Origin of the sequence: Sporosarcina sp. (genome assembly GCF_029257255.1) — a bacterium.
Taxonomy (GTDB): Bacteria; Bacillota; Bacilli; order Bacillales_A; family Planococcaceae; genus Sporosarcina.
In genome coordinates this window covers 34,609-40,912 of the sequence record NZ_JARICI010000040.1, presented here as the reverse complement: position 1 = coordinate 40,912, position 6,304 = coordinate 34,609, and the positions used below count along the sequence as shown (strand labels likewise).

General features: G+C 42.7%; 9 protein-coding genes. 4 read left to right on the top strand and 5 right to left on the bottom strand.

Annotation, left to right across the window (positions count from 1 at the left end; translation table 11 throughout):
- Positions 1-91: 91 nt before the first annotated feature.
- From Q1J64_RS08955 to Q1J64_RS08935, 5 genes are all read right to left on the bottom strand, one after another.
- Positions 92-415, bottom strand: a complete 324-nt coding sequence (locus tag Q1J64_RS08955) for a hypothetical protein (protein WP_301108725.1) — start codon at positions 413-415, stop codon at positions 92-94.
- A gap of 69 nt (positions 416-484) precedes the next feature.
- On the bottom strand, positions 485-1,270 hold the full coding sequence (locus Q1J64_RS08950) for a MetQ/NlpA family ABC transporter substrate-binding protein (RefSeq protein WP_301108724.1): 786 nt from the start codon (positions 1,268-1,270) through the stop codon (positions 485-487).
- Positions 1,271-1,399: 129 nt separating this feature from the next.
- Complete coding sequence (locus Q1J64_RS08945; protein WP_301108723.1) at positions 1,400-1,840, bottom strand: hypothetical protein; 441 nt, start codon at positions 1,838-1,840, stop codon at positions 1,400-1,402.
- A gap of 8 nt (positions 1,841-1,848) precedes the next feature.
- Positions 1,849-2,181 carry an ASCH domain-containing protein gene (locus tag Q1J64_RS08940; RefSeq protein WP_301108722.1) on the bottom strand — a complete coding sequence of 111 codons (333 nt, stop codon included), beginning with the start codon at positions 2,179-2,181 and terminating at the stop codon, positions 1,849-1,851.
- Positions 2,182-2,300: 119 nt separating this feature from the next.
- Complete coding sequence (locus tag Q1J64_RS08935) at positions 2,301-3,056, bottom strand: FixH family protein (protein WP_301108721.1); 756 nt, start codon at positions 3,054-3,056, stop codon at positions 2,301-2,303.
- A gap of 155 nt (positions 3,057-3,211) precedes the next feature.
- Between Q1J64_RS08935 and Q1J64_RS08930 the strand changes: the two genes are divergently transcribed.
- The 4 genes from Q1J64_RS08930 to Q1J64_RS08915 all read left to right on the top strand — a co-directional run bounded on the left by Q1J64_RS08930 (position 3,212) and on the right by Q1J64_RS08915 (position 6,294).
- Entirely contained in the window at positions 3,212-3,889 is a 678-nt protein-coding gene (locus tag Q1J64_RS08930) for a response regulator transcription factor (protein WP_301108720.1), read from the top strand.
- Positions 3,886-5,295 carry a sensor histidine kinase gene (locus tag Q1J64_RS08925; RefSeq protein ID WP_301108719.1) on the top strand — a complete coding sequence of 470 codons (1,410 nt, stop codon included), beginning with the start codon at positions 3,886-3,888 and terminating at the stop codon, positions 5,293-5,295. The genes Q1J64_RS08930 and Q1J64_RS08925 overlap by 4 nt, the downstream gene beginning before the upstream one ends.
- Complete coding sequence (locus tag Q1J64_RS08920; protein ID WP_301108718.1) at positions 5,296-5,856, top strand: SCO family protein; 561 nt, start codon at positions 5,296-5,298, stop codon at positions 5,854-5,856.
- Positions 5,857-5,931: 75 nt separating this feature from the next.
- Positions 5,932-6,294, top strand: coding sequence for a hypothetical protein (locus Q1J64_RS08915; protein ID WP_301108717.1), 363 nt, complete (start codon positions 5,932-5,934; stop codon positions 6,292-6,294).
- Positions 6,295-6,304: the final 10 nt, after the last annotated feature.

The window sequence follows — 6,304 nt, the reverse complement described above, 5'->3', positions numbered from 1 at the left end:
CGTATTATCAGGATGTCGACTTTCAGAATCGACAGTTCGTCCGATAACTAAAAAAATGTACGGCTCCATAACAGATGGAAGCCGTACATTTTTACATTCCGAAAAATAAAAACAATGATAGTCCAATCATTGAAACCGACAGAAGAATTTTTGCAATGATAGTGTTTTTCTTGCCCACTATCCCGAGTATAAAACCGGCTGCCCCGACTCCGCCAAGTATAAGTGCAATCATTTTCTTACCCGTTTCATTTTCAGGCAATGAAGTGTATGCAATGAAACAGACGACCGCAACGATCACTATGTTAAATATCCAGATGCCTGTATTCCTACCAAAACGATGATGATAGAGCAGTGTTTGTACGAGGATTACCAGTATCGCCAATACGATGAATATAATTAACAATTCTCCCAACATTGTCACCTCTTTATAGTATGAATAAAAACGTCCCTACGTTAGTGGAGACGATATTTACAGGAACCTAGTTCACTCGCCAAATCCCTGAAATTCTTTTTGCATTGCTTTCTTAAACGAATCAGACTGAACGGCTTTCTCCAGTGCTTTGGCGAAATCTTCTTCTATGTCAGTATCTTTCACTGCAATGATATATTTCAAATCATCACTCAGCTGTTCTTCAGCAAGTGCGTCTTCCAACTCCATTTCATTCACCAGGATATAGTTATCGGGAATGACTGCCGCATGTCCGCTCGCAAGTGACGCGATCAGTTGAGACGTAATGACAGGCTGGATTTGCAGTTTTTTAGGGTTGCTTGCGATTTGCTGTTCATTGACACTGTATGGAGATGCATCCGGATCAAGTGTCAGCATGTCCTGTTGTTCCAGAAAGCGCAGTGCTCTGGCTGTACCCAGTTCGTCGTTTGGGATGGTAATGAGTGCACCGTCAGGAATATCTTCAAGTGAAGTAATGGAATTGGAATATAACCCAAGACCAACGCTTGGCACTTCCGTCAACGCCGTAATGTCCAAGTCGTATTCTTCTTTGAATTGTTCCAGATAGATTGATTGCTGAAACAGATTTGCATCAATTTCACCTTCTGCCAATTCAGTATTAGGCTCGATCAAATCACTGTATTTCACTACGTCCGCTTTGTAGCCTTGCTCTTTTAATGCTGGCACAAGTGCTTTATCGATTACTTGTGCATATATTCCTTCTGTTGTTCCAATTTTAATGATTTGGCTACTTTGGTTCCCATTGCAGCCTGTAAGTAGAAGGCTTAGAACTGTCAGCAATCCGAGTGTTCTCATTTTCATAATATCTAATCTTTCCTTTCACAAATGCAGCTAACTCCATCTTATTCGTTGTGTTTTTCACTGTCAAACACTATCTTCCATAAAAAAAGATGTGCAGCTCTGTACACATCTTTTTGATCGTTATGTAATTTACCAGATTGATGGTTTTTGTACCATCAGCCAGAGCATGATTATCAGCAATCCAATGTAAACCCAGGCTGTGCGATGCAATTTATCAAGGGTCGATTGTCTGTCCGTACCTGACTCATGAAATTTCTTCAAAACAGATGAAAAACCTGTAGCCAGGAAGAAAGCAGACAGCAACATGATCCCTAATGTGAGAATCACCCAAGAACTGTGCCATGGCCAAGGACCAAATAGGATCAACAATATGCCTGTCCCAACTAGAACGTGACCTGCATGCATGACTAGCCGGATAATTACCCGGATGAATGACAGATAGATATCTTCTGCTTCTCCTTTGGCAGTGCGCAGCCGACGGATCAGCGGCAACAATAGGAATAATGGTCCTACTGAAATGACAGCCGATACTACGTGCGCAAAAACAACTGCTCCGTAATAGAGACTCATAAATTACATCATTTCTGAATAGGGCTGTATTCGTGCACCCATACTTTCATTTGAGGAAGCCAAGGCATTTTATCGTGAATCGAAAGCATTGCATGTTTGTATTCCTCAACGGTCTTGTGACCTTCAGATTTGGCATCTTCATCTGTCAGTTCTCCAAGCGTCTGTACATACAATTTATCGATACTGTAGTCTTTGCCTTCAAGGGTCATCACTTCACCAGGATATGCGTAGACTCCATTACGTCTTGTTGCCCACTTTTCACCTTCAAGTACCTTTTGCACGTCTTCAGGAATAGTTACCAGGCGTTCAATTGAACATGTTTTTTTAGGGTAGTTTGTCATGTTAACGCTCCTCTAAATTGTATAATTTATCACTCTACCCAGTGTACCGCTTTTCTGCGCTAATTTCGAGTGTTAACATTAAAAACCCGCCAATGAGAAGATTGGCAGGTGCGGAATTATTATTTCACTTCAATTACATGTTTTTCATGTTCATGAAGCGTATCACTTTTGATGTGAATAGTTACATTGTATTTTCCTGCTTTAGGAAATTGATAACTGGCAATATATTCGCCCGGCTTTGATTCGTCTGTCTCCACCCACTTGATTTCATTATCGGGATCAGCAATTTCGTAGCGAACGTGTGTGTTTTCTAACGGTGCTCCTTCAAGGGCAACATGTGTCATCAATTCAGTATCCGTTTTTACCTTAGTATCTTCAGGCTGCATAAAGTGAATAGCGAGGCCTGCAGTCTGGCCGTGTTCATGGTGTTCGCCTTTAGAATCATGGTGCTCGTTCTCGGCGTCATGATGTGCAGAAGCTTCACCGATCTGAATCTGCTTTTCAGGCATGATATGCATTTCCCGTGCAGTTACGTGAACTTGGACAGTGTACAGCGCGTCATGGTCAAACGTCATGATTGCCGTATATCTTCCGTCATTTTCATTTGTTGATTCTATATGAATGCTAGTGTCTTTCTTTCCGTCTTCCCATACTTCATATGATACTTCAGATGCATCATCGACTTTTTCATCACCTTGTGTAACAAGCGCAGACAGTTCAACGGATTCGCCCGCTTCAGCCTGTTCAGGTACAGTCAGTTCTACTTCCAGTATTTCCGGCAGTTCTGCATCCGTCGGCACATCCTCTTCCTGACTGCAGGCCGCCAGCGCACCTGTCATTGCAACCGCCATAAATAAAATTCCGAAACGTTTCATTTTTTCATTCTCCTTCAAATGTTTTAGCTGTTATGATTATAAGATACGATTGCGAAATTTTAATGAAGTTTCAACAACTTCTTGAAACTTCATTCAGAGTTCACAAGTTTTCTGGAAAATTACACTATCGAACAAGTGAAGTGAGGAGAATTATAATGAGTTACCACATTTTAGTTATAGACGACGAACCGCAAATGCGGGATTTGATTCGGATGATTTTGGAAGATGCAGGTTATAAGGTTGAGGAAGCAGGAGATGGTATTCAGGCATTGGCAGCCGTTAAAAAGCATGATATTGATTTATGCATCGTTGATGTCATGATGCCCTATATGGATGGCTTTACTTTTGCCCAGGAAGTCAAACGAATAGCTGAAGTGCCGCTGATCTTTCTATCTGCCAGGGGTGAAGAATGGGATAAAGTACAAGGGCTGAAACTCGGCGGAGATGATTATATCGTCAAGCCCTTCATGCCCGGCGAGCTAGTAGCACGCATTGAAGCGGTATTGAGGCGGACCTACCGGCAGAACCCAGATCCGTTTATTTTGCAGGTAGGTCCTTTAACTATCAATGAAGATTCTTATACAGCTCAGCTAGACGGCAGGCCATTGAATTTAACATTGAAGGAATTCAGCTTATTACAGCTGCTAACAAAGCATAAAGGACGGGCCTATTCCCGTGAACAGCTGCTCGAATTGATTTGGGGAGATGACCATCAGAGCAGTGAACGGACCATCGATACGCATATTAAGACGCTTCGCCTAAAGCTTGGTGACGCAGGAAAAATGATCGAAACGGTCTGGGGCATTGGCTATAAGCTTGAGGATCCTCAATGAACAACCTGAACCTCAGCAAAAAAATGCTGCTGGTATTCATAGGGAGTATCGCCTGCACCATTCTTTTCTCGTTTTTCTTCATTCATTATTTGTACACAGATCTTTATAAAGAACGCATTAAAGAATCAATTATCTATCAAGGAAACCGCACTGCGTCGCATTATCATTACGGCGAATTAAGCGATACTATTATTGAAAAAATCCAATGGTACAATATCGTCTCGGAATATGAAATCATCGTCGTCGATCGGCTGGATGATCTGACTTCCTTCTTCCCCTATCAGCTGGATTACCAATCATTAGTCAATGAAAGCGATGAGGAAACACTGGAAACAGGGCAACCTGTTATGAAGGAAGGCTATGTTAAGGAATTAAACAGGGAAATCTTCGGCGGAATTTTTCCGATAAAAGGCGAAAACGGACTTATCGGGTTCATATACATTTACGTACCGCTTGCAGCCATCCAGGATGTTTTCCGTGACAGCCTCCCGATTATGTTGGTGGTCGGAGCCGTCTTTTTCCTTCTGCTCTTCTTCATCCTAAAGCGTGTTTGGCGCTCATTATTTGAGCCATTGCAGACCTTGCAGACATACTCTGAAAGCGTCTCAAAAGGTGATTATTCCAATCGGCTGGAAACCGGACGAACGGATGAAATCGGAAAATTGGCATCGGCCTTTAATTCCATGAGCCGTTCATTAGAAGAACAGGATCAGCGAAAAAAAGATTTCACTTCGAACATTGTGCATGAACTGCGCACGCCTCTAACGTATATTAGCGGCTATGCACAGCTATCAAGAGATAAAATCGACCGTTCGCCTGAAGACGTTAAACAATATCTGTCGACGATCGAAAAGGAAACTGAACGGCTGAAAAAGCTGATTCATGATTTAGTTGAGCTAAATCATCTTGAACAGGATTTATATACGCTCGAAAATGAACCGATTGCAATTGCCCAGCTGCTGTTCGATACACTTGAGCTTTTTGAAATCCGGATGAAAGAAAAAGGCATCCATATACAGACAGCAATTGATGAGGAATTGATTCTACTAGGTGATCCGAAGCGCCTGCAGCAAGTCTTCTATAATACGATTGACAACGCAGTGAAATACGCTCAGCAGGAAATCATGATTCGTTTGGTGGCAAGTGAGTCAGGTGTGACATATCAGATTTCCAATGACGGTGTAACGATCGGTGATGAAGATGTAGCCCGTATCGGCGAACGGTTTTTCCGCACCGACAAAGCTCGCAACCGTACTACTGGCGGATCAGGGCTGGGTCTATCAATCGTCAAAGAAATTATCAGATTACATCAAGGTACATTGGACGTGTCGAATGAATCAACCCATACTTCTGTCATAATCGAGCTGCCTCTTCCTACAGAACTAGGGCAAAGGAGTGAAAAGTAAATGAAACGGCTGCTCCCTATTTTATTGCTATCGATACTACTCTTAGCCAGTTGCAGTGAGCCGCTTGAACGCGGAAAACAAGTTCGTTCCTTCTCTTTCACTGATCAGAACGGAGATGCATTCGGCACTGAACAGCTAAAGGGCAAACCATGGATCGCTGATTTCGTATTCACTTCCTGTACGACGATCTGTCCGACGTTGACGAGTGAGTTCGCCAGTCTTCAAAATTTGCTGAAAAAAGAAGGCATTGACGTACAATTGGTTTCGTTCTCTGTTGATTCCGAAGTGGATGATCCAGCAACTTTGAAGAGCTATATAGCCAATTTTACTACCGACGAGACCAACTGGCATCTGCTCACCGGCTATTCCCAGCAAGAGCTAGAGGCCTTTGCCCGTGAAGAGTTTCAGACGTTCGTTCTAAAGCATGATGCTTCAACACAGGTGGTGCACGGCACGAACTTTTATTTGATGGATTCCGAAGGCTATATAATGAAGGAGTATAGTTTCTCCAATGAAACATACCAAGATGAATTACTGAAGGATCTGAAGCGGTTAAAATGATCGGCAGCCGGTGACGAAAGACATGACGACCGGCGCTGATTCCGCTATACTAGGAAAGGAAAGCAGGTGTACGTGTTGGATTCTCGTTATTGGAAAGTCGGTTTTTTTACCGGATTGATTTCGTTTGTTCTGCTCATTTTGGGTGTGCGGACTGTTCTCGGGCATGATTTGGTCGTCAACAATTACTTATCATTCGCGGTGTTCGGGCTGATTGTCGGTATCGTCAGTTCCCTATTACTTTTTTATCAATTACATATTGCCTTCAAGATGTTCATGGTCGTACTGGTACTCGCGTTTGCTGAAATGTTCCGAAGCTTCATTATGATGGACAATGAATTTTCGGAAGCGATCGGTATCTTGTCTCTGTTCATCATTTCTTCATTTGGACTGGCGATTTCTGTCATCGTTCAATTCCTGGTCAAATTACTGAAGAAATAGGAAAAGCCGG

Bases quoted from the DNA above. Each gene is read 5' to 3' on its own strand.
- Q1J64_RS08955 (WP_301108725.1), bottom strand. From the start codon at position 415: ATGTTGGGAGAATTGTTAATTATATTCATCGTATTGGCGATACTGGTA.
- Q1J64_RS08950 (WP_301108724.1), bottom strand. From the start codon at position 1,270: ATGAAAATGAGAACACTCGGATTGCTGACAGTTCTAAGCCTTCTACTT.
- Q1J64_RS08945 (WP_301108723.1), bottom strand. From the start codon at position 1,840: ATGAGTCTCTATTACGGAGCAGTTGTTTTTGCGCACGTAGTATCGGCT.
- Q1J64_RS08940 (WP_301108722.1), bottom strand. From the start codon at position 2,181: ATGACAAACTACCCTAAAAAAACATGTTCAATTGAACGCCTGGTAACT.
- Q1J64_RS08935 (WP_301108721.1), bottom strand. From the start codon at position 3,056: ATGAAACGTTTCGGAATTTTATTTATGGCGGTTGCAATGACAGGTGCG.
- Q1J64_RS08930 (WP_301108720.1), top strand. From the start codon at position 3,212: ATGAGTTACCACATTTTAGTTATAGACGACGAACCGCAAATGCGGGAT.
- Q1J64_RS08925 (WP_301108719.1), top strand. From the start codon at position 3,886: ATGAACAACCTGAACCTCAGCAAAAAAATGCTGCTGGTATTCATAGGG.
- Q1J64_RS08920 (WP_301108718.1), top strand. From the start codon at position 5,296: ATGAAACGGCTGCTCCCTATTTTATTGCTATCGATACTACTCTTAGCC.